This is a genomic window from Lysinibacillus sp. NPDC098008 (assembly GCF_044760715.1).
Taxonomy (GTDB): Bacteria; Bacillota; Bacilli; order Bacillales_A; family Planococcaceae; genus Lysinibacillus.
In genome coordinates this window covers 16,454-39,827 of record NZ_JBIWBA010000002.1, presented here as the reverse complement: position 1 = coordinate 39,827, position 23,374 = coordinate 16,454, and the positions used below count along the sequence as shown (strand labels likewise).

The following is a 23,374-nucleotide window of genomic DNA, read 5'->3' as shown; positions in this document are numbered from 1 at the left end:
AGTGCATGGATTTCGTTTGAAAGGAGTTACCTGATTGCAATGAATGAGGAACAACGCTTAGCTAATCAGCAAGTCAATCAACCAAAAAAAGAAGACAAGCCTGAAAAGGATTATAGTAAATATTTTGAGAAGGTTTTTACAGCACCTTCGTTAAAGGATGCTAAAAAGCGTGGGAAAGAAGCGGTTAAATACCATAAAGACTTTAGCATTGCCGAAGAATTTGCTGGCATGGGGAAAGATCGTACCTTCTACATTCGTACGTATGGCTGTCAAATGAATGAGCATGACACAGAAGTAATGGCTGGGATTTTTATGCAGCTTGGCTATACACCAACAGAAATAATTGACGAAGCGGATGTTGTATTATTAAACACATGTGCCATTCGTGAAAATGCAGAAAACAAAGTATTTGGAGAACTTGGCTTTCTGTTAAAATATAAGCGCAAAAATCCAGAAATGCTTATTGGTGTTTGTGGCTGTATGTCGCAAGAGGAATCTGTTGTTAATAAAATTTTAAGAAGCTACCCGCATGTGGATATGGTATTTGGCACACACAATATTCATCGTCTGCCAAATATTTTAAAAGAAGCGTATATGTCGAAGGAAATGGTTGTAGAGGTTTGGTCTAAAGAGGGCGATGTCATTGAAAACCTGCCAAAAAAACGTCTTGGTTCCATTAAGGCTTGGGTCAATATTATGTATGGCTGTGATAAGTTCTGTACGTATTGTATCGTGCCATACACACGTGGAAAGGAGCGCAGTCGACGTCCAGAGGAGATCATTGCAGAAGTGCGTGAGCTAGCAGCAGCGGGCTACAAAGAAATCATGCTGCTGGGGCAAAATGTCAACGCTTATGGCAAGGATTTTGAGGATAGTGACTATCGTCTCGGTGATTTAATGGATGAATTGCGCAAAATTGATATTCCACGTATTCGATTTACAACAAGCCATCCGCGTGATTTCGATGATCATTTGATTGAAGTGCTTGCAAAACGTGGCAATTTAGTGGAACATATTCATTTACCAGTACAATCTGGCTCTAATGACATTTTGAAAATTATGGCACGTAAATATACACGTGAACATTTCCTTGCATTAGTAGCGAAAATTAAAGCAGCGATTCCTGATGTTACATTAACAACAGATATTATTGTAGGCTATCCAAATGAAACAGAGGAACAATTTGAGGAAACATTATCCTTATACCGTGAAGTAGGCTTTGAATCAGCATTTACGTATATTTACTCTCCTCGTGAGGGCACGCCAGCTGCAAAAATGACTGACAATGTCCCTGAAGAGGTGAAAAAAGAGCGCCTTCAACGTTTAAATGAAGTTGTTGGTGAATATTCACGCAAAGCATTGGAACGCTTGAAGGGTGAAGTTGTTGAAGTTTTAGTCGAGGGTACAAGTAAAAAACGCGACGATGTTTTAGCAGGCTACACACGTAAAAATCGTCTTGTTAACTTTAAAGCACCAGCAGAAATGATCGGGCAGCTAGTTAAGGTAAAAATAGTCGAAACATCTTCTTATTCATTAACAGGTGAATTTATGGAAGTTGTAAAAAATGAAAAGGTGGAAGCGTAAATGACACAAGTTTTATATACAAAAGAAGATTTAATTAAAAAATCACATGAAATTGCACATATGATTGCCAATACACCAGAGGTTGAATTTTTCAAAAAAGCAGAGGCACAAATTAATGAAAACCAGCTTGTGCGTGAACGTATTGCTAGCTTAAAAAGTTTACAAAAGCAAGCGGTGAATTTCCAGCACCTAGGAAAAGAAAAAGCGTTAAAAATGATTGAAGAGAAAATTGCTAAAATCGAAGAGGAAATTAATGATATTCCTGTTGTACAGCAATTTAAAGAGTCACAAGGTGAGGTTAATTCTTTACTACAATTAGTATCGAATACAATCGCCAACAATGTAACAAATGAAATTATTCGTTCAACAGGTGGTGATGTGCTGCGTGGTGAAACAGGTTCACAGGTAGCTAACTCTCAGCCAGGTAGCTGTTCATAAAGGTCATGACTAGAAAAGCACAAGAAATCAATTTTTCAAACATTGATTTCTTGTGCTTTTTCAATATTGTCGAAAGCAACTTCGTATTGTCTAAAAATATATGTTCACCCAATGGGCGCTACCTGCATATGATGAAGTGAAAAGAGTCGAAGGAGGAATTGCGCTGAAACGTTTACGACAAATCGTGACGAAAGCAGTAGTTGCCAAGGGGAAGAAAAGAACGGAAGAGCGTGTAGTATTATCGCCAACAAATAAACCGACAAGTATTTTAGGATGCTGGGTGATTAATCATACATGCTCCGCGAAAAAAGTCGGAAAGTTTGTGGAGGTAACAGGAAAATTTGATGTCAACGTGTGGTATGCCTATAGTAATCACTCAAAGACAGCGGTATTTTCCGAAACAGTTCATTATAAAGACAAAGTAAAGCTGCACTATCGTGATGGTGAAATTAGTGTCGGTGATGATGTTCGAGTTCGTGTACTGCAAGAGCCAAATTGTATTGAAGCTATCATCTCTCCATGTGGTACAAAATTTGAAATTGTTGTAGAGCGTGAAGTCATTGTTGAAGTAATGGGTGAAACAACAATTTGTATTAGTGTCCATCCACTAGACTATGAAGAAGATTGGAGCTTTAGTGATGAAAGTTCATCATCCTCATCCAGCTCTAGTTCAAGTTCATCTTCAAGCTCTGAGGGAGAAGGTAGGTATGTGTTAGAGTCCTCATCGTTTCCTGATGAACGATCAAGATAAATTAACCAAACATCATTTTTTGATACATGCGAAATGCTAGCATCTTAAAAAAGGTGAAAAAAGCGTTTCGCATGTATCTTTTGTTATAATAAAAGTATCTATTAGGCAAGAGTGAGGGAATTTTTAATATGACGACATATACTCCAATGATGCAACAGTATCTACAGGTAAAAGAAGAATATAAAGATGCCTTTTTATTTTTTAGATTAGGCGACTTTTATGAAATGTTTTTTGAGGATGCGATTAATGCCTCGCAAATTTTAGAGATTACACTAACAAGCCGAGATGCTGGCGCAAAAGAAAGAATTCCAATGTGTGGTGTGCCGCATCATTCGGCTAAAAATTATATTGAAACACTTGTGCAAAAGGGCTACAAAGTGGCAATTTGTGAGCAAACAGAAGACCCAAAGCAAGCAAAAGGTGTAGTCAAGCGTGAAGTTGTACAGTTAATTACACCGGGTACTATTATGGAAGGCAAGACGCTTGACGGTAAATCGAATCATTTTATTGGAGCGGCTGAGCAACTAGATGCTCAAACATTTGGCTACGCTTATTTGGATTTATCGACAGGTGAAGCGGTCGCTTCTTCGCTTGAAGGTGATGGTAAGGCATTATTAATGCAAATGCAGGCTTATGGTATTCGTGAGCTAATTGTGACAGAAAGCTTACAACTATTATTGGCTGAGCATGCAGTGAATGCAGGAATTGTTCTTTCGATTGAAGAAGATGAAATGACCATGGAACAGGCAGCAAGCTATGTAGAGGCTGTACCACAAGCATTACAAATTCCATGCTTACGCTTGCTTGCCTATATCGATAAAACACAAATGCGCTCATTATCGCATATTCAAGCATTTACATTTAATGAGCTTAAAAATTATTTACGCATTGATTCAAGCTCTAAACGTAATCTAGAGCTGATTCAATCGATCCGTGGCGGCGATCAAAAGGGCACACTGCTATGGTTGCTGGATGATACAGTAACAGCAATGGGTGGGCGTAAATTAAAGCAATGGCTACATCAGCCGCTTGCAACACGTTCAGCAATTGAAGCTAGATTGGCGATTGTCACAGATTTATTAGAAGAATATTTTGTACGAACAGAGCTACAAGCCTCTCTAAAACAAGTATATGATCTAGAGCGCTTGGCTGGTCGTGTTGCTTTTGGCAATGTAGGTGGGCGTGATTTAGCACAGCTGCGCGACTCATTACGACAAGTGCCGACGATTCAGCAGCAGCTACTGGACGCTAATAAGGAAACACTTCAACGATTAGGCGCGGCACTCGATACTTGTGCAGATGTTGAGGCATTACTAGCACGAGCTATTACGGATAATCCACCTATTACCATTAAAGAGGGGGATGTGATTCGTGATGGCTATAATGAGCGCTTAGACGAGCTACGCTATGCCGCTCGCAATGGCAAGGATTGGATTGCCCAGCTTGAGCAGGAGGAGCGTGCGAAAACAGGAATTAAAAACTTAAAAATTGGCTATAACCGTATTTTTGGTTACTATATTGAAATTACAAAATCCAATATTCATTTAGCAGATTTAACACGCTATGAGCGCAAGCAAACATTAGCAAACGCTGAGCGTTATATTACGCAGGAATTAAAAGAAAAGGAAGCATTAATTTTAAATGCAGAGGAAGAAAGCTTAACATTAGAATACAACCTATTTGTGGAAATTCGCGATGCATTAAAGGTATTTATTCCACGTGTACAAGCGCTAGCAGCAAGCATTAGCGAATTAGATGTACTATTAAGCTTTGCAAGTGTTTCCGAAAAATATCGTTTTACAAAGCCAGAATTTCATAAGGGGCGTGCGCTTGAGATTATTGAGGGACGACATCCTGTTGTGGAAAAAATGCTCAATAAACAAATGTATGTACCAAACGATTGTATTCTTGAGGAAGCCAATAATATGATGCTCATTACAGGACCTAATATGTCTGGTAAAAGCACTTATATGCGTCAGGTAGCATTAATTGTTGTGATGGCACAAATGGGCTGCTATGTACCTGCTGAAAGGGCAAAGCTGCCGATCACTGATCAAATTTTTACACGTATTGGTGCAGCAGACGATTTAGCAGCAGGACAATCGACATTTATGGTGGAGATGCTTGAATCACAGCATGCTATTATGCATGCAACGAAAAACAGTTTGATGCTATTTGATGAAATCGGGCGTGGAACATCGACTTATGATGGCATGAGCTTGGCACAATCGATGATGGAATATATTCATGACAAAATTGGAGCAAACACATTGTTCTCTACGCATTATCATGAATTAACAGCGCTTGAAAAGGATTTGCCACGCTTACAGAATGTGCATGTGTCTGCCACTGAAAAAAATGGTACAGTTGTCTTTCTGCATAAGGTGAAAAAAGGCGCGGCTGATAAATCCTACGGTATACATGTAGCACAGCTTGCTCAATTGCCAGAGGAGATTTTAATAAGAGCGCGTGTTTTACTTGAAGATTTTGAGGCAGGTAAAGAGGTAGTGGCTGAAGTGCAGCAAGTAGCGGAGCAGCCTGTACAGATGTCATTATTTGCAGAGGAGGAACCTCTTTCGCCAGCCAAAGCAGAGGTGCTTAAAAAATTAGAAAAGCTCAATATTTTAGGCACATCACCAATGCAGGCGATCAATATTTTATATGAGCTACAGCAAGAGTTACTAAATGCTAAAAAATAAAGGAGTGATACGAGCATGGGAAACATACAAATTATGGACGAATGGCTCTCCAATAAAATTGCAGCAGGGGAAGTAGTAGAACGACCAGCCTCTGTTGTTAAAGAGCTTGTTGAAAATGCGATTGATGCTGGTAGTACATCCATTGATGTTTTTTTACTAGAAGCAGGTCTTACTTCTATTCAAGTAATTGATAATGGTAGTGGGATGGATGAAGAGGATGCTTTAAAATCATTTTCTCGCCATGCAACGAGTAAAATCTATCAGGAGCATGATTTATTTCGCATTCGTACACTTGGCTTTCGCGGAGAGGCCTTGGCATCCATTGCTGCTGTTTCTAAAATGACGCTTATTACATCCAATGGTGAATCGGGTACATATTTAGAGCTTGAGGGTGGACATATGATGACACACAAGCCTGGTCCTTTACGCAAAGGAACAGATATTACCGTATCACAGCTATTTTTTAATACACCTGCTCGTTTAAAATATATGAAAACCATTCAAACAGAGCTTGGGCATACAATTGACCTTATTAATCGACTAGCCCTTGGCAATCCACAAATTGCGTTTCGCTTATTGCACAATGGTCAACAATTGCTGCAAACAAATGGACGAGGCGATGTGCAGCAAGTGCTTGCTGCGATTTATGGTGTCCATAACGCCAAGAAAATGGTGTCGTTCCAAGGCGAGTCACATGATTATAAAATTTCGGGCTTTTTATCCTTACCAGAAATAACGCGTGCTTCGAAAAATTATATGTCCATCTTTGTGAATGGGCGTTGGGTAAAGCATTATTTAGTGCAAAAAACGATTGTGGATGCATACCATACGTATTTACCGATTGAGCGCTTTCCAATTGTTGTGCTTTATATAGAGGGCGACCCCTATTTAACAGATGTAAACGTCCATCCTGCCAAACATCAAATCCGTTTAAGTAAAGAACCTGAGCTTTTAACATTGATTGGGGAAACAGTACGAGAGGCGCTCCGTTCAGTCATGCGTGTGCCACAAATGGAGAAAAAGGAAAAAGTCCAAAAGCCTGCTACGGAGCAATTAAATATATGGAAGCCAGCACCTAAAATGGATGTTGAAAAAATGAACACCATTGTAGAAAAGTTATACAATGTTCAAACCGTCAAGGAGTCTGAGCTTGATAATAGCGTAGAGCCGGAGCCTATTGCTACGATGATGGAGGATAGCTGGCAACCAATGCCACAGCAGGAGGCAGCAGCGGCTGAAGAGGTGCTAGACGTAGCACAGCCGCCCGCTAAGGAACCATTTCCAGCGCTTGAGGTTGTTGGACAAATTCATGGCACCTATATTGTTGCACAAATGGAGGATGGCTTTTATTTAATTGATCAGCATGCCGCACAGGAGCGCATTAAATATGAGTTTTTCCGTGAAAAGGTTGGTCAGGTCAATCCACAGGAGCGTCAGGCATTATTGCTGCCGCTTACCTTCCACTATGCAGCCGATGAAGCGCTTATTTTACGGGAAAATAAGCATGAGTTAGAAGCTGTAGGGGTGTTTTTAGAGGAATTTGGACAATCCTCCTTTGTCATACGGGAGCATCCAAGCTGGTTTCCTAAAGGTGAGGAACAGGAAATTATCGAGGATTTAATTGAGCAAGTGCTGACAACGAAAAAAGCAGATGTTAAAAAATTACGTGAGGACGCTGCTATTATGATGAGCTGTAAAAAATCCATTAAAGCTAATCATTATTTAACAAAGGAGCAAATGGAGGCATTGCTGCGAGATTTACGCAAGGCAGAAAATCCATTTACATGCCCACATGGACGTCCAGTGCTTATTCATTTTACAACCTATGAAGTAGAAAAAATGTTTAAGCGAGTGATGTAGTGCAAGGGATGAAAATGAAGATTTATTGTTTGGTGATTATCAAAGGGATAGGCTTATATTACTGATTACTCCGTTGCAGCGCGTACAATGCTCTATCATATTGACGAATTGCAATGGAATCAGGAGCCTTGTTAGCTATTAAATATTCTCATGTCAATGCTGCCTGAGGTAAGAAATTTACACAGCAATAGCACCAAATATTTTCTTTGGCAAAAAAATTCCGATTGCAGGCATTGCTGGTGATCAGCAAGCAGCTCTTTTGGGCAAGCTTGCTTTACAAAGGACATGGCAAAAAACACGTATGGCATTGGCTGCTTTATACTATTAAATACAGAGCAACAGGTAGTTCAATCTGACAACGTTACCTATACATTAGAGGGCAATGTGTTTCAGCTATCCAATGGCTTCGTACTGCTAAGAATTTAGAAATGTATTCGAAAAAAGTGGAACATACGGAAGTAATATTTTACAGGTAAAGCTGAATGAATCTACAGCACTAGGAGCAGCCTATTTAGCAGGGCTTGCCACAGGTTTTTGGCAAAATCAAGATGAACTATCTGCACTTTGGACAAGTAGGAAAATCTATCAGCCACAAATGAAGGAAAACTAAGCTACAGCACTGTATAAAGGCTGTAGAGGCGACAACAATTTTTAAATTATAGCTATTGGGGGAGAAAAGTATGTTTTCATTTGAGCAGCGTCCTAAAATTTTACACTATTTAGAGCACTATAGTTTTGATGTACTCGTTATTGGTGGAGGTATTACAGGAGCAGGCATTGCACTAGATGCTGCATCAAGGGGGCTATCTGTTGCCTTAATTGATATGCAAGATTTTTCAGCAGGTACATCGAGTCGTTCAACAAAGCTGATTCACGGGGGTTTACGTTATTTAAAGCAATTCGATGTTGGCGTAGTAGCGGAAGTAGGACGTGAGCGTGAAATTGTTTATGATAATGCCGTTCATGTTACAACACCTGAAAAAATGCTCTTGCCCTTATATAAAAAGGGCTCCCTTAGTCCGCTCACAACATCGCTAGCATTAAAGGTGTATGACCGTTTGGCGGGTGTAAAAAAGCAGGAGCGTCGAACAATGCTAAGCGCAGAGGAAACGCTTGCATTAGAGCCTTTACTAAACCCAGATGGACTTGTTGGTGGTGGCTATTATGTAGAGTATCGTACAGATGATGCACGACTTACCATTGAAGTATTAAAAAAAGCCGCAGAGCATGGAGCACTTTGCGTTAATTATGCTGAGATGACAGCGTTTATTTATGACAGGAAAAAGCTCGTTGGCATTAAGGTAAAGGATCATGTAACAGGCAGAATCTTTGATGTTCATGCCGCACAAATTGTCAATGCAGCAGGTCCTTGGGTGGATGTAATACGACAAAAGGATAAAGTCACGGATAATAAGCAACTACGTTTAACAAAGGGCGTTCATATTGTTGTAAGCCAAAAATATTTTCCGCTGAAGCAGGCTGTTTATTTTGATATTGTGGATGGGCGAATGGCTTTTGCGATTCCACGTGATGGAAAAGCCTATATTGGCACAACAGATACAGTTTTTGAGGGTGACCCAATACATCCTGTTGCAACAAAGAAAGATGTCGATTATTTAATAGAGGCAGCGAAAAAAGTATTTCCAACGGCTACGATTACCAAGGATACAATTGAATCGACATGGGCAGGAGTACGTCCGCTTATCTATGAAAAAGGCAAGGATCCCTCTGAAATCTCCAGAAAGGATGAAATTTGGATAGCACCAAGTGGGTTAATGACGATTGCAGGTGGTAAACTAACAGGCTATCGTCAAATGGCAGAAACCATTGTGGATAAAATTGTGAAGCTTCGTCGCTATAAGCATGCAGGCCCCTGTCTAACACGTGAGCTCTCACTTTCTGGTGCAAAGGGCATCAATGCGATTAATTTCCCTGACTATATCGCCTATAAAGCGCGAGAAGGTGTACAATACGGCTTAAACTATGATGAAGCAAAGCAGCTTGTCCAAAAGTATGGTACAAATGTCGATGCGTTATTTGACCGTGTCAAATATTTGCATGAACACGGTAGCACAATGCCCCTTGCCTTACATGCAATGTTACTGTATGGCATTGAAGCAGAAATGGTCTACACACCAAGTGACTTCTTTATTCGTCGTACAGGTTTATTATACTTTGATATTGAAGCCGTTAAGCTCTATAAGCAGCAGGTTGTACAAGTGATGCAGCAGCGTTTAAATTATACAGAGGCACAAAAAAATGCCTATATCACACAGCTTGATCAAGCGATTATGGATGCGACATATTTTGCGAAAGAGGGAGAGTAACAAATGACACGCTATATTCAAATGTCAGATCAACATTTTATTTTCACTCGCACATTACAGCCAAAGGCACCATGCATTGGTCATATTCATATTTTACATGGTATGGCAGAGCATAGTGGTCGTTACCTTTCATTTGCACAAACACTGAATGCAGCAGGCTATGCTGTAACAATGCATGATCATCGTGGACATGGCGAAACGGCTGCCTATAATGGCACTTTAGGCTTTTTCGCTGAACATCATGGCTTTGAGCGTGTTGTGAAAGATGCTCATGAGATTATTACACAGCTACACAAGCAGTTTGCTGATGTGCCATTAATACTTTTTGGTCATAGTATGGGTTCATTTATTACAAGACGCTATATTCAACTATATAGCAATAATGTGGATAGAGTGATTTTATGTGGAACAGGCAATGTTACAGCATTACATGCGGTAGGAAATCTTCTTGCTAGGGCATTAGCAAAAGGACTTGGTAAAGAAACAGAGAGTCAGCTATTAAATCAGCTCAGCTTTGGCAGCTTTAATAAGCAATTCCCAAATCCCAAAACGGCTTACGACTGGCTAACTTCTGTCCAGCAAGAGGTTCAAAAATATATTGATGATCCGTATTGTGGCTTTATTCCAACAAATCAATTTTTCGTTGATTTAACAACAGGCTTTACAACATTGAATCGCAAAAAGGAAATCGCTAAAGTGAGGAAGGATTTGCCGATTCTTTTGATAAGCGGCAGCAAGGACCCTGTTGGTGAACAGGGCTTAGGTGTTTACACAGTTGCTGAGCAATTCGCAGCAGCAGGTGTACAGGATGTAACGGTTTATTTATTTGAGGATAAACGTCATGAAATTTTAAATGAAGATAATCAACAAGCAGTTTTTCAAGTTTTATTACGGTGGTTAGAAAAATATGATACAAAGTAGTATAGAGCAGGCTGAAGTGGTAGCCATCGTTGGTCCCACTGCCTCTGGTAAAACAGCGTTAAGCATTGAATTAGCCAAAAAATATAATGGAGAAATTATTAACGGTGATTCCATGCAAATTTATAAGGGGCTAGATATTGGTACAGCTAAAATTACAGAGCAGGAGATGGAGGGAATTCCCCATCATTTACTTAGCTTTTTAGAGCCAACGGAAGCTTTTTCTGTGGCAGATTACCAAAGGCTAGTACGGGACAAAATTGCAGAAATTCAAGCCAGACAGAAGCTTCCCATCATAGTTGGTGGCTCAGGCTTATACATCCAAGCCGTACTTTATGATTTCCAATTTACTGAAGAACGAGTAGATGAAGCGACACGTAAAGCTTACTATGATGAGCTAGCAGCACTCGGCCCAGAGGCAATGCATCATAAGCTACAAAAGCTAGACCCTAAAACAGCCGCAACCATTCATCCTAATAATACACGCCGTGTGATTCGCGCATTGGAAATGCTGGAGTTAAGTGGTGTATCAAAAGCGGCTGAAGCCCAAAATCGTGGACAAGTACCGCTGTATAAGCATGTTATTATTGGGCTAGGGCAAAATATGTCCCGTGAAGTGCTATATGACCGTATTAACCGTCGTGTCGATATCATGATGGAGCAAGGGCTTTTAGACGAAGTAAAAGGTCTATGGCAGCAGAATATTCGAGGTGTGCAGTCCATTCAAGCAATTGGCTACAAGGAATTATATGATTACTTAGATGGCAAATGCTCATTAGAGGAAGCGATTGATAGCTTAAAACAAAATTCACGCCGCTATGCGAAAAGGCAGCTAACTTATTTTCGTAATAAAATGGACGTTTATTTTTTAACAGCCGATGAGCAATTATAGATAAATTACTCATTGATAAATTGGTAGAACATGCTACTATAGGAATGAAGAGGTAGAAAGTTGGTAGGGAGGCTATTGGATGAAATCAATTAATTTGCAAGATGCGTTTTTAAATCAATTACGTAAAAACAGTATTTTTGTCACTGTCTTTTTGTTAAATGGATTTCAGCTAAAGGGAACAGTGAAATCCTATGATAATTTTACCGTTTTATTAATGGATGTTGAACATAAGCAACATCTTATCTACAAGCACGCTATTTCTACATTCGTTCCAGCCAAGCACGTAGAGTTGTTAGAAACTGAATGATAAAGGTTATAAAACAGCTAATGCGTTCTTCGCACTAGCTGTTTTTTAGACTTCAAGCTATAATGATAGAGGAAATTGCTATTTTGGAGGCTATAATAATGAAATCAATGGAAACAACACAATTATTAGAACTATTGGATGCAAATGAAGATTTATATATTATTGATGTACGTGAAGACGATGAGGTTGCACACGGCATGATCCCTGGCGCACAGCATATTGCTCTTGCTACAATCCCTGAGCGCCTAGAAGAATTAGATGTCACAAAGCCATATATTATTGTTTGTAAGGCAGGAGGACGCTCTGCCAATGCCTGCGCTTACTTAGAGGCACATGGATTCGATGTAACAAACCTTGAAGGCGGCATGCTTGCATATGATGGTGAGTTGGAGTTTAAATAACCTCTTTCAAAGAAAACGGATAGAACAGCCAAAATGGCGGATAGAATCCAAAAAGTGACGGATAGAGTGACCGAACTGATGGATAGAAGGTAGAAATAGAAGTTTCAATTATATAAAAGCATTAGGTGCCCATTACGGGAGAATAGGGAATAAAGTGAAAAGCTTTAGCGGACCCGCCACTGTATAAGGGAGTTTCATAGCGAATACCACTGGTGAATAGCTGGGAAGGTGTTATGAAATGTTGAACTTGAGCCAGAAGACCTGCCTGCTTGCTTTGGGAAGATATAGATGATGGAAAAGTCTGTAGTTTATTTGTCATGACAATAAACTACAGACTTTTTTGTTTAAATGAAGGGAGAAATAATGATGCAATTATTACAAAGTACAATTCATAACATTCAGGGTGTTCAGAAGGAGATGATGGAGCAAGCAAAAATGCGAATCGATACACTATGTAAGCCTCCGGGAAGTTTAGGGAAACTGGAGTCCATTGCTGTACAGCTTGCTGGAATAACAGAACAGTTAGTGCCAAGCCTTGAACAAAAGGTCATGATTGTTTGTGCGGCAGATCATGGTGTTTGTGAGGAGGGTGTTACATCCAATCCACAAGATGTTACGCTCCTTCAAACATTAAATTTTCCGAAGGGTGGTACAGGTGTTTGTGCGATTGCCCGTATAACGAATACAAAGGTTGTCACAGTAGATGTTGGTGTTAAAGGGGATATTCCGCCTGATGCTGGTGTTATAATGCAGAAAATTAAATATGGCACTGCTAATATGGCAAGAGGTTCTGCTATGTCCAGAGAGGAAGCGATTCAATCTATTGAAGTCGGGATTCATGTGGCAATGGAGGAAATAGCACAGGGAGCTACTGTACTTGGAACAGGGGAAATGGGGATTGGTAATACAACACCAAGCGCTGCTATATTAGCTGTTTTGACGGGCTGTGATCCTATTGATGTTACAGGGTTTGGTGCAGGTGTTGGTCAAGGGGGCATTGTACATAAAGTAGCTGTTATTAAAAAAGCCATTGCGATTAATCAACCAAATCCTAAAGATATAATTGATGTACTGGCTAAAGTTGGAGGGCTAGAGATAGGAGCGATGGCTGGTGTTATACTTGCTGCTGCTGCACATCGTAAGCCTGTTGTAATTGATGGTTTTATTTCGACTATTGCTGCACTTATTGCCTATAAGCTTGAGCCGAAAGTAAAGGATTATATGATTCCTTCTCATGCCTCAGAGGAGCCGGGTGCTAAAATGGCTGCTGAATTGCTTGGCATTGAGCCGATGCTACATATGAATATGCGCTTAGGAGAAGGCTCTGGCGCAGCCTTAGCCTTCCCGATTTTGGATGCGGCTTGCTCAATGATGAAAAATATGGCGACATTAGAGGAAACGATGAAATTAGAAAAACCAAACAATGTGTGATAGCATTGTTTGGTTTTTTATTAGTGACGGATAGCTAATAGGAAAATTATGCTCTGTTTAATTTACGTAAGGGTAAACGCCATTTCAACATATAAGAAAGAATACGTAATGCTGTAATGATAGCAAATAAAATATAGAGAAAAATATCTCCTGCAAACATTTCAAGCCCAATAATTAGACCTGCAAGTGCAGCCCATACGCCATAGACTTCATCACGAAGCACTAAAGGCTTTCGTCGTGCTAATAAATCGCGCACAATGCCTCCACCTGAGCCTGTTAAAACAGCAGCGACAATAACGGCACTGATGGGCATATCGAGTTTGACCGCATAGAGCGCACCCTGAATTGCAAATGCGGATAAACCAATGGCATCTGTGAAATTACCCCAGCGATGCCAGTGCTGGATAAGGTGATGCGGAAAAATAAAAAAGATTGTAATGGCTGCAAGTGCAATTTGGAACATCATATCTTGCCCCCATAATGTTGTAACAGGCAGACCAATCAATAAATTTCGGATAGCTCCGCCCCCAAAGGCTGTCACAATTCCCAATATATAAACACCGAATAAATCGTACTCCTCTTCCATTGCAATAATTGCTCCTGAAATAGCAAAGGCAATTGTTCCAATAATACTAAAAACTTCCCAAGCCATCTCCTTCATCCCTTCTTAGTAACAAAATATATGAATTTTCTAGCAAAATTTAGCTGCTAAATAGTCCGCACATTAGCTTAGCGTAAATTGCGCAAAGAAACAATAGGCAAGTTTTGCAGGTAGACAAACAAATTGTTAAGATAATATTGGAATAAAGTAAAACATCCGTCAGCGTAAATATACGGGACAACTGTGAAATGGAGAAGAAAAGAATGACGTTTACGACAAATTTATCAGCACAAACGCTAGCATTAGCGGCAAAAATAGAGGGAAAAGTTCAACCCTATCATGCAAAAGTGGAGGAAATGGCATTTTATAATCAGCAAAAAGTATTAGGGGCTTTTCGTAAGCATCAGGTGAGCGACTATCATCTACATCCATCAAATGGCTATGGCTACGATGATGAGGGGCGCGATAATTTAGAGCGTGTTTATGCGGAGGTATTTGGCGCAGAGGCAGCCATTGTACGACCACAAATTATTTCAGGAACACATGCGATTACACTTAGTCTATTCGGTGTACTACGACCTGGCGATGAACTGCTGTATATTTCAGGTCAGCCATATGATACATTGCAAGCCATTGTCGATGGTGGTGACCGAGATACCGGCTCATTAAAGGATTACAATATTGGCTATCGACATGTTGATTTATTGGATAATCAAGCCATTGATTGGGACGGAGTAGCAGCAGCCATTACCGAGCGCACGAAAATGATTGCTATTCAACGCTCTAAGGGCTATGCGACACGTCCATCTTTTACAGTTGCTGATATTGCGGATATGTGTGCGACAGTGCGTAAATTAGCACCACACGCTGTTATTTTTGTTGATAATTGTTATGGTGAGTTTGTAGAGGCACAGGAGCCAACAGAGGTTGGGGCTGATTTAATGGCAGGCTCACTTATTAAAAATCCAGGTGGTGGCTTAGCAAAAATCGGTGGCTATATTGCAGGGCGTGCAGATTTAGTGGAAAAATGTGCTTATCGTATGACATCTCCAGGGATTGGGGCAGAAGCGGGCGCTACCTTAAATACATTGGCTGATTTTTATCAAGGGTTTTTCTTAGCGCCACATGTGGTATCACAATCATTAAAGGGTGCTATTTTTACCGCAGCGATGCTAGAGGAAATTGGAATGAGCACCTCGCCAAGCTACAATGCAAGTCGTACAGATTTAATTCAATCGGTCTCATTCCAAACAGCTGAGCAAATGATTGCCTTTTGTCGTGAAATCCAAGCAAATTCACCGATTAATGCCCACTATGCACCTGAACCAGCCTATATGCCGGGCTATGAGGATGATGTCATTATGGCAGCAGGCACATTTATACAAGGCTCCAGCATTGAGCTAACAGCAGATGGCCCAATACGCCCACCATTTACAGCGTTTATCCAAGGAGGATTAACGTATGAGCATGTAAAATTTGCCATTTGCAGTGCGGTGCAGGCGATTCAAAATAGCTAAATAAAACGTTATAAACTATAAAATTGAATAGTTTTTTACAATTTTTCATCGGTTTTTAAAAAATATAACCAATCATGTTAGGTAACCTTACATGATTGGTTGACAGTGCAAAAATTTCGTTATATGATTAGCGGGTATTGGAGGAGGACTTAAATGAGTCGTGAAATTAGACGAACGATGCCGTTATTATCGATGAGTATTGTGATGCAATTAACAGAACTTTCGGCACGACAAATTCGTTATTATGAAGAACACCATTTAATTGAGCCGCACCGAACAGAGGGCAACCGTCGCATGTTTTCATTAAACGATGTCGACACATTGCTTGAAATTAAAGATTATTTAGAGCAGGGTATGAATATGGCAAAAATTAAAAAGATTTTTGCGAAAAAGAACAATCCTGCTGCAACGATTGATGAACAAGATTTAAGTGATTCAGAATTACGCAAGATTATGCGTGAGGAAATGCGTCAAGCACAGCGCATGCAAAAAGCATCCATCCGACGCGGGGATTTATCTCGTTTCTATTAATTAATAGGAGTGAGTAAACATATAAGCTAGACAAATTATAGGAGTGTGGAAAACTGTGGGTAAATACACAAAAGAGGACATTAAACGTCTTATCGAAGAAAAACATGTAAGCTTTATTCGTTTACAATTTACAGATATTCTTGGCACAATCAAAAACGTTGAGATTCCTGTAAGTCAACTAGACAAAGCATTAGATAATAAAATGATGTTTGATGGCTCATCTATTGAAGGCTTCGTTCGCATTGAAGAATCAGATATGTATTTATATCCTGATCTTGATTCTTTCGTAGTATTCCCTTGGACTTCTGAAAAAGGAAAAGTTGCACGTTTTATTTGTGATGTATATACAGCTAAAGGCGAACCGTTTGCTGGTGACCCACGTAATAACCTGAAACGAATTCTGAAAAAAATGGAAGAAATGGGCTTCTCAAGCTTCAATTTAGGGCCTGAGCCAGAATTCTTCTTATTCAAATTAGATGCAAAAGGCGAACCAACATTAGAAGTAAATGACCATGGCGGTTACTTCGATTTAGCGCCAACTGACCTTGGTGAAAACTGCCGTCGTGATATTGTATTAGAGTTGGAAGAAATGGGTTTTGAAATCGAAGCATCTCACCATGAGGTAGCACCTGGGCAGCATGAAATCGACTTTAAATATGCAGATGCTATAACAGCTTGTGACAATATCCAAACATTTAAGCTTGTTGTAAAAACAATTGCACGTAAGCACGGCTTGCATGCTACATTTATGCCGAAGCCTTTATTTGGCGAAGCTGGTTCTGGTATGCACTTTAATGTGTCATTATTTAGAGGTAAGGAAAATGCATTCTACGATGCATCTACTGAATTAGGACTTTCTGAAACAGCTATGCAGTTTATGGCAGGCGTTCTTGCACATGTTCAAGGCTTTACAGCTGTCACAAATCCAACAGTTAACTCTTATAAACGTCTAGTACCTGGTTATGAAGCACCATGTTATGTAGCATGGTCTGCACAAAACCGTTCACCATTAATTCGTATCCCATCAGCACGTGGTCTTTCTACTCGTGTTGAGGTACGTTCTGTGGACCCATCTGCAAATCCATATTTAGCGATGGCTGTTATTTTAGAAGCGGGTCTAGAAGGTATCCGTCAACAATTAACACCACCAGCAGCGATTAACCGCAATATCTATGTAATGTCAGAGGAAGAGCGTAAAGCGAATGGTATTGAAAACTTACCACCAGCACTTGACGATGCTTTAGCATTACTTGCAAAAGATAAAGTAGCACAAGCAGCTTTAGGTGAGCATATTTACGCAAACTTTAAAGAAGCAAAAGAAATCGAATTCGATATGTACCGCACAACTGTCCATCAGTGGGAGCGCGATCAGTATTTAAAAATGTATTAATCATTCAAAAGGGTGACTCAAATATAACTTTGAGTCGCCCTTTTTCTATTGGCTCGGTTTTAGTTAATAGCCTTTAGATCTATGATGGCATGGTGGCATATGGCAGTGGTTATGTGGTGTGCCGCAAAGCGTATGGTTTTCACAGCATTCATTGACAACTGATTCTGTATATGGGAAATAGTATTGATGGTCAATCATATGTTTGTTTACTGTTGTAATATGTGCAGGTTGTACATGTGGCACAACTGTATGAATATAATTTGTACGTACATATTGTTCTGTTGGTAAAACTTGTGGTGGATCAAATTGCGTTGGCATCATTTGTGGTGGACAGCAGTGTGGACCTTTTGCCGAATGGCGTCTTCGTTGAAACATGTTATTACCTCCTGTTTTGATAAGTTGTAGTTCATTACTAACATATGAAATCTGTTTGAGTGGGGACTATTTATTTGCCTACTAATACATAGGTAAATCTAATAAGTAACTAAAATAATAGAAAACTTATCTACACCTTTGAATGAAATGAACGTTTTTTTAAAACGCTCTTTGTAGAGTCATAAGCTTATTGTATAGAGCAATCGAATTGGTTAAATGCCATGAATGTTTAATTTAAAATAAATTTTTATCTAGGCTCAGCAAATTCTTTTTGTATCAAAAGCGAAGAGCATCAGCGATTGATTAAAAAAGCATGTTTTTTAAAAAATTGATATTGTCAATAAAACAATCGTACAGTATACTCTTTAATTGATAATGATTATCGTTGTCGATTACTTCTTAGGAGGATATGTATGTCAAAATTACCACTACAAAAAAACAATTTTTTTGTACTTTTCACGCTGCTATTAACCTTCGCGTTATTATTAGTCGGGTGTGGGGAGAAAACATCGAATTCCAGTAGTACACAACAAAATGATACAGCAGAAGAAAGTAATACAGAATCTTCTAGTCGTGAAATTACACATGCAATGGGTACTACAACGATTGAAGGCACACCTACAAAAATTGTTACACTATATCAAGGTGCTACAGATGTTGCAGTAGCAATGGGCATTAAGCCAGTTGGGGTAGTAGAATCTTGGGCTGAAGCGCCTGTTTATAATTATTTAAAAAATGATCTTGATGGCGTTGCGATTGTTGGACAAGAAACACAACCAAACCTTGAAGAAATTGCAAAGCTTAAACCAGATTTAATTATTGCTTCGAAAGTACGTCATGAGGAAATTTATGATCAGTTATCACAAATTGCACCAACAGTAGCTCATGAAACAGTATTTGATTTCAAAGGGACGGCTGAAATGATGGGACAAGCAATGCAGCAGGAAGACAAGGTCAAAGTGTTATTAGAAGATTGGGATACACGAGTTGCTGATTTCCAAACAAAAATCAAAGAGAAGCTTGGCGATAAATGGCCATTCCATGTTTCTGTTGTTAACTTTAGAGCAGACCATGCTCGTATTTATGTAACAGGGTATGCAGGTTCTATTTTATCTGAGCTTGGCTTCCAAGGTCCTAAAAATTTAACAGATGATTCTTTAGAAATTGTGAAGCTAACTGACAAGGAAAGCATCACACAAATGAATGCAGATGTTATTTATATGTTTATGGAAAATGATAACACAGTCAAAAAAACTTACGAGGAATGGACAAGCCATCCACTATGGAAAGAGCTGGATGCTGTGAAGGCAAATCAGGTTTATCAGGTAGATGAAATTAATTGGAATCTAGCTGGTGGAATCATTAGTGCTAATTTAATGTTAGATGATATTTATGACAAATTTGAATTAGAAAGATAGTAAATAAGGGCTGTTTAAAGTGTGAGAGCATGCTTAACACAGCCCTCTTATTGTAGTGTTTGAGCATTTTTGAAACCTACAACTATATGCGTAAGATAAATTGTAGAGCAAGAAAGTTGGCGTAAAATGAGAATTATTCTTTCTAGTACCTCGATGAAACAAATAGGCTTATTCATCAGTTGTTTGATTCTTTTGCTGGCATTTATCATCAGCACAGCTATTGGTCAAACGTCCATACCTTTCTCGTCAATCTATGATGCCATTTTTCATTTTGATGCTACTAACAAGGAGCATGTTATTATTCGAACATCTAGATTTACAAGAGCTGTGATTGCTACAGTAGTTGGCGCAGGTCTTGCTATAGCAGGGGCGTTAATGCGAGCATTAACAAGAAATCCTCTAGCAGCCCCTGATATTTTAGGTATTAATGCAGGAGCTATATTTTTTATTGTCAGCGCGATTACGCTATTTTCCATTAGTTCTTTAATGAGCTATATGTGGATTGCCTTTTTAGGGGCAGGTGTAGCGGGTGCTATGGTATTTTTCCTTGGCTCATTAGGACGAGATGGTTTAACACCGATTAAGATAGTATTAGCTGGTGCAGCGATTACAGCTCTATTTATCTCGTTTACGCAAGGGCTTTTAGTTATTGATGAACAGGGTTTACAAAGCGTCTTGTTTTGGCTAGCAGGTTCTGTATCGGGTCGTAGCATTGACATGCTTGTACCTGTCCTACCGTTTATTTTGGTGGTCACAGTCGTAGCAATATTTATGGGACGTTCTATCAATATTCTACAATCAGGTGATGATATTGCCAAAGGATTAGGACAACGAACAATGATTACGAAAATTACACTAGGTATAATAATTATTATACTTGCAGGCAGTTCAGTAGCTGTTGCAGGTTCAATCGGCTTTATTGGTTTGATTGTCCCTCATCTTGCCATTCATCTTGTTGGGATGGATTATCGCTGGATTATTCCGTATAGTGCCGTATTGGGAGCAATATTGCTACTATTAGCTGATATAGCAGCGAGATATGTAATTATGCCATTAGAAATGCCGATTGGCGTCATGACTGCCTTAATCGGAGCTCCCTTCTTCATCTATATTGCACGAAAGGGGTTAGCGAAAAATGCCTAATTATATGACGGTACGGACAAAATCTAATCGTATATCGTTTCAAATTGCCAAAAGAACTTGCTGGATTCTATTACTATTAAGCTTATTATTAGTGATTATTACGATTCTTAGTTTATCTGTAGGCAGTGAGTTTATCCACCCTATCACAGTGGTGAAAGAATTATTAGGCTATGGGAATGAAGATTACGATTTTGTCTTACATACATTAAGGCTGCCACGTGTATTAATGGCACTATTAGTTGGTGCTGCGTTAGGGGTTGCTGGTTTAATTTTACAAGGAATTATTCGTAATCCTCTTGCTGCTCCAGACATTATTGGTGTAACGAGTGGAGCGTCAATGGGTGCGATTGTCTTTATCGTATATTTTATGGGGTCTGTCAGCATTCAGTTTTTACCTTTAGCTGCTATTTTAGGTGCTGCCATTATCTCCTTTATTATTTATCTCCTATCATGGAGAAAAGGGGTCACACCTATTCGGATGGTGCTTATTGGTATCGGGATTTCTGCCTTAGCCAAGGCAGTTGTGACCATGCTCCTTGTCATCAGTGAAGTAGCCGCAACAACAAAGGCCTATTTATGGCTGACAGGTAGTTTGTATGGGGCGAATATGCAGGATGTCTATTTGCTATTACCATGGCTAGTTATTTTATTGCCACTAACGTTTATTTTGGCAAGAACAGTGAATGTAAAGGAGTTAGGAGATGACATAGCGATAGGGCTAGGTGTAAAAGTGCAAGTGTATCGTTTGCTTTTTCTACTCATTAGTGTGATGCTAGCTGGCTCTGCTGTCGCTTTTGCTGGTGGCATTGCCTTTGTTGGATTAGTGGCCCCTCATATGAGCAGAATGCTTGTCGGGCGTTCCTTTGCAGGATTAATTCCTGTGACAGCTATTATAGGTGGAATCATTGTTATTGTAGCTGATATTGTGGCACGAACAGCCTTTTTACCGAAGGATTTACCAACAGGCGTATTTACAGCTGCCATTGGCGCACCGTTCTTTATTTATTTACTATTTAGAACACGTAATCAATAAAGCTATAGGATAAAAGGGTGAGAAGAGGGTGACAGAATTTTGAAAAATATCTTAGAAGCACAAAATTTACATGTAAGCTATGGTGAAAATTTTATTTTGGAGGATTTGAATCTTCAAATACCAAAAGGCAAAATTACAGTATTAGTAGGGGCTAACGGTTGTGGGAAATCCACACTACTTCGAACATTTGCACGACTACAAAAAGCACAGTCAGGTGAAATTTTCTTAGATGATAATAAACTCGATGCCATTCCAACTAAAGAGGTGGCAAAACGTTTAGCTATTTTACCGCAGGGTCCTGTTGCGCCAGAAGGATTAACCGTTCAGCAATTGATTAAACAAGGTCGCTATCCTCATCAAAGCTGGTTAAAGCAATGGTCTACAGAGGATGAAAAAATTGTAAACAATGCACTTGAGGTAACACAGATGACTGAATTTGCTGATCGACCAGTAGATGCATTATCAGGCGGTCAGCGGCAACGTGTATGGATTGCCATGACATTAGCTCAAAAAACAGACCTTATTTTACTAGATGAGCCTACAACCTATTTAGATATGGCTCATCAAGTAGAAATTTTAGATTTACTATTTGAGTTAAATGAAAATGAAGGACGTACAGTCGTTATGGTATTACATGATTTAAACTTGGCCTGTCGCTATGCCCATCATATTGTGGCGGTGCGTAATAAACAGGTTTATGCGCAAGGTAGGCCAGAGGAGGTAGTGACAGCTGAAATGGTACAAGCAGTTTTTCGTATGGATTGTACAATTATTAACGACCCGCTATTCGGTACACCATTATGTGTTCCACATGGCAAGGGACGAACCGTCCAAACGGAGGAATTAGAGCAGGTAGGGATTAGTTGAGCTTAACACTGTCAGCTGAAGAAATATCAGTTTTGCTACGAGATTATCGCTTAACGATAGAGCCAACTGAAGATACTACTTACTCTCTATGTGCCAAAAATTTATTGGACAATGAACAAGCTCTAGCATATTTACAAAAAATTGCTCACTTCTTTCAGTTACTATCTACATTAGTGACAGCATCGTTATTTGCGAAGCGCTATAGCGTCCTAACGATGACCTCAGCATTCTACGTTATGTCAAAATACGATAAAAGGCTACATTGTAGAATTAATAATATTCGGCTAATAGATAGCACGGTGTCAGTACTAGTAGAAGATTGTGAATGAGGTTCTCAAAGAAATCTTTGCAAATAATTTAGCGAAGGTGTGACAATCATTAACGGCAATAAGTAAAGTTCCAAAAACAATCCTATGGGAAAATACAACGATTTATGTAAATTGGCTCTATAAAACAAAAATAAAAGAAGGAACCAGTGAGCAAGAAATAGCTCGTATACAAGAGGATTATCAGTATATTGTAAACGAAGCGCCAGGCTCCCTTTTTGGTGAAAGAAAGAATCCTTTAACGAACTATTGTAGACCTAAAGTGACAATCAAAGAATTGGAGCAACCAATACGCTTGAGCAAAACATGCTGTTTTTATTATCACACCTCTGAAGAAGCGAATGACTTTTGTATCTCCTGCCCGAAAATAAAAATGCCAAGTTAACCCCATGAAGTATTTACAACTCCCCAAAGTGAATAGACGGTTCCGTTTATTCACTTTTCTTTTTCCCACTATCATTTCCGTTAAATATCATGAGAAATATGAATGCATAAATATGCATAAAAATGTGAGGTTGAACCGAGCTTATGTTAGCGTTTACAATAGTTCTACAAAGTAGATTTG

At 39.4% G+C, this 23,374-nt stretch carries 21 protein-coding genes and 1 riboswitch; of the genes, 19 read left to right on the top strand and 2 right to left on the bottom strand.

Annotated features, from left to right (window positions below; translation table 11 throughout):
- The first annotated feature begins 39 nt into the window (after positions 1-39).
- The 11 genes from miaB to cobT all read left to right on the top strand — a co-directional run bounded on the left by miaB (position 40) and on the right by cobT (position 13,608).
- Entirely contained in the window at positions 40-1,584 is a 1,545-nt protein-coding gene (gene miaB, locus ACIQVU_RS02595) for a tRNA (N6-isopentenyl adenosine(37)-C2)-methylthiotransferase MiaB (RefSeq protein WP_340804831.1), read from the top strand.
- Entirely contained in the window at positions 1,585-2,022 is a 438-nt protein-coding gene (locus ACIQVU_RS02590) for a YlbF/YmcA family competence regulator (protein ID WP_340804832.1), read from the top strand.
- Between the two features lie 100 nt (positions 2,023-2,122).
- Positions 2,123-2,773 (top strand): outer spore coat protein CotE, encoded by a 651-nt coding sequence (gene cotE, locus ACIQVU_RS02585; protein WP_340804834.1) that lies wholly within the window; start codon positions 2,123-2,125, stop codon positions 2,771-2,773.
- Positions 2,774-2,901: 128 nt separating this feature from the next.
- Positions 2,902-5,472 carry a DNA mismatch repair protein MutS gene (mutS, locus tag ACIQVU_RS02580; protein ID WP_340804836.1) on the top strand — a complete coding sequence of 857 codons (2,571 nt, stop codon included), beginning with the start codon at positions 2,902-2,904 and terminating at the stop codon, positions 5,470-5,472.
- 15 nt (positions 5,473-5,487) lie between these two features.
- Positions 5,488-7,332 (top strand): DNA mismatch repair endonuclease MutL, encoded by a 1,845-nt coding sequence (gene mutL, locus ACIQVU_RS02575; RefSeq protein WP_402893726.1) that lies wholly within the window; start codon positions 5,488-5,490, stop codon positions 7,330-7,332.
- A 680-nt stretch (positions 7,333-8,012) separates the two neighbouring features.
- A complete protein-coding gene (locus ACIQVU_RS02570; RefSeq protein WP_402893723.1) occupies positions 8,013-9,659 on the top strand; it encodes a glycerol-3-phosphate dehydrogenase/oxidase in 1,647 nt (548 codons plus the stop codon).
- A gap of 3 nt (positions 9,660-9,662) precedes the next feature.
- Positions 9,663-10,580: an alpha/beta fold hydrolase gene (locus ACIQVU_RS02565; RefSeq protein ID WP_340804841.1), complete on the top strand. Its 918-nt coding sequence runs from the start codon at positions 9,663-9,665 to the stop codon at positions 10,578-10,580.
- Entirely contained in the window at positions 10,567-11,469 is a 903-nt protein-coding gene (gene miaA / locus ACIQVU_RS02560) for a tRNA (adenosine(37)-N6)-dimethylallyltransferase MiaA (protein ID WP_340804843.1), read from the top strand. The genes ACIQVU_RS02565 and miaA overlap by 14 nt, the downstream gene beginning before the upstream one ends.
- Before the next feature lie 79 nt (positions 11,470-11,548).
- Complete coding sequence (hfq, locus tag ACIQVU_RS02555; protein ID WP_340804844.1) at positions 11,549-11,776, top strand: RNA chaperone Hfq; 228 nt, start codon at positions 11,549-11,551, stop codon at positions 11,774-11,776.
- 98 nt (positions 11,777-11,874) lie between these two features.
- Complete coding sequence (locus ACIQVU_RS02550) at positions 11,875-12,177, top strand: rhodanese-like domain-containing protein (protein ID WP_340804846.1); 303 nt, start codon at positions 11,875-11,877, stop codon at positions 12,175-12,177.
- 106 nt (positions 12,178-12,283) lie between these two features.
- Positions 12,284-12,460, top strand: a riboswitch (cobalamin riboswitch).
- Between the two features lie 83 nt (positions 12,461-12,543).
- Positions 12,544-13,608, top strand: coding sequence for a nicotinate-nucleotide--dimethylbenzimidazole phosphoribosyltransferase (cobT, locus tag ACIQVU_RS02545; protein ID WP_402893718.1), 1,065 nt, complete (start codon positions 12,544-12,546; stop codon positions 13,606-13,608).
- 46 nt (positions 13,609-13,654) lie between these two features.
- Here cobT and ACIQVU_RS02540 read toward each other — a convergent pair whose 3' ends face one another.
- A complete protein-coding gene (locus ACIQVU_RS02540; RefSeq protein WP_402893716.1) occupies positions 13,655-14,260 on the bottom strand; it encodes a trimeric intracellular cation channel family protein in 606 nt (201 codons plus the stop codon).
- Positions 14,261-14,472: 212 nt separating this feature from the next.
- Between ACIQVU_RS02540 and ACIQVU_RS02535 the strand changes: the two genes are divergently transcribed.
- The 3 genes from ACIQVU_RS02535 to glnA all read left to right on the top strand — a co-directional run bounded on the left by ACIQVU_RS02535 (position 14,473) and on the right by glnA (position 17,647).
- On the top strand, positions 14,473-15,726 hold the full coding sequence (locus ACIQVU_RS02535) for a methionine gamma-lyase family protein (protein WP_340804849.1): 1,254 nt from the start codon (positions 14,473-14,475) through the stop codon (positions 15,724-15,726).
- Positions 15,727-15,879: 153 nt separating this feature from the next.
- A complete protein-coding gene (locus ACIQVU_RS02530) occupies positions 15,880-16,257 on the top strand; it encodes a MerR family transcriptional regulator (RefSeq protein ID WP_340804851.1) in 378 nt (125 codons plus the stop codon).
- A 55-nt stretch (positions 16,258-16,312) separates the two neighbouring features.
- Complete coding sequence (glnA, locus tag ACIQVU_RS02525) at positions 16,313-17,647, top strand: type I glutamate--ammonia ligase (protein WP_340804852.1); 1,335 nt, start codon at positions 16,313-16,315, stop codon at positions 17,645-17,647.
- A 63-nt stretch (positions 17,648-17,710) separates the two neighbouring features.
- Here glnA and ACIQVU_RS02520 read toward each other — a convergent pair whose 3' ends face one another.
- Positions 17,711-18,022, bottom strand: a complete 312-nt coding sequence (locus ACIQVU_RS02520; RefSeq protein WP_340804854.1) for a CotD family spore coat protein — start codon at positions 18,020-18,022, stop codon at positions 17,711-17,713.
- Between the two features lie 413 nt (positions 18,023-18,435).
- Here ACIQVU_RS02520 and ACIQVU_RS02515 point away from each other — a divergent pair, with 413 nt between their 5' ends.
- From ACIQVU_RS02515 to ACIQVU_RS02495, 5 genes are all read left to right on the top strand, one after another.
- A complete protein-coding gene (locus tag ACIQVU_RS02515) occupies positions 18,436-19,440 on the top strand; it encodes an ABC transporter substrate-binding protein (RefSeq protein ID WP_340804856.1) in 1,005 nt (334 codons plus the stop codon).
- A 126-nt stretch (positions 19,441-19,566) separates the two neighbouring features.
- Positions 19,567-20,583, top strand: a complete 1,017-nt coding sequence (locus ACIQVU_RS02510; protein ID WP_340804858.1) for a FecCD family ABC transporter permease — start codon at positions 19,567-19,569, stop codon at positions 20,581-20,583.
- Positions 20,576-21,616 carry a FecCD family ABC transporter permease gene (locus ACIQVU_RS02505; protein WP_340804859.1) on the top strand — a complete coding sequence of 347 codons (1,041 nt, stop codon included), beginning with the start codon at positions 20,576-20,578 and terminating at the stop codon, positions 21,614-21,616. The genes ACIQVU_RS02510 and ACIQVU_RS02505 overlap by 8 nt, the downstream gene beginning before the upstream one ends.
- Positions 21,617-21,655: 39 nt before the next feature.
- Positions 21,656-22,483, top strand: coding sequence for an ABC transporter ATP-binding protein (locus ACIQVU_RS02500; protein ID WP_340804861.1), 828 nt, complete (start codon positions 21,656-21,658; stop codon positions 22,481-22,483).
- On the top strand, positions 22,480-22,812 hold the full coding sequence (locus ACIQVU_RS02495) for a hypothetical protein (RefSeq protein ID WP_340804863.1): 333 nt from the start codon (positions 22,480-22,482) through the stop codon (positions 22,810-22,812). Before ACIQVU_RS02500 ends, ACIQVU_RS02495 begins: the two co-directional genes overlap by 4 nt.
- Positions 22,813-23,374: the final 562 nt, after the last annotated feature.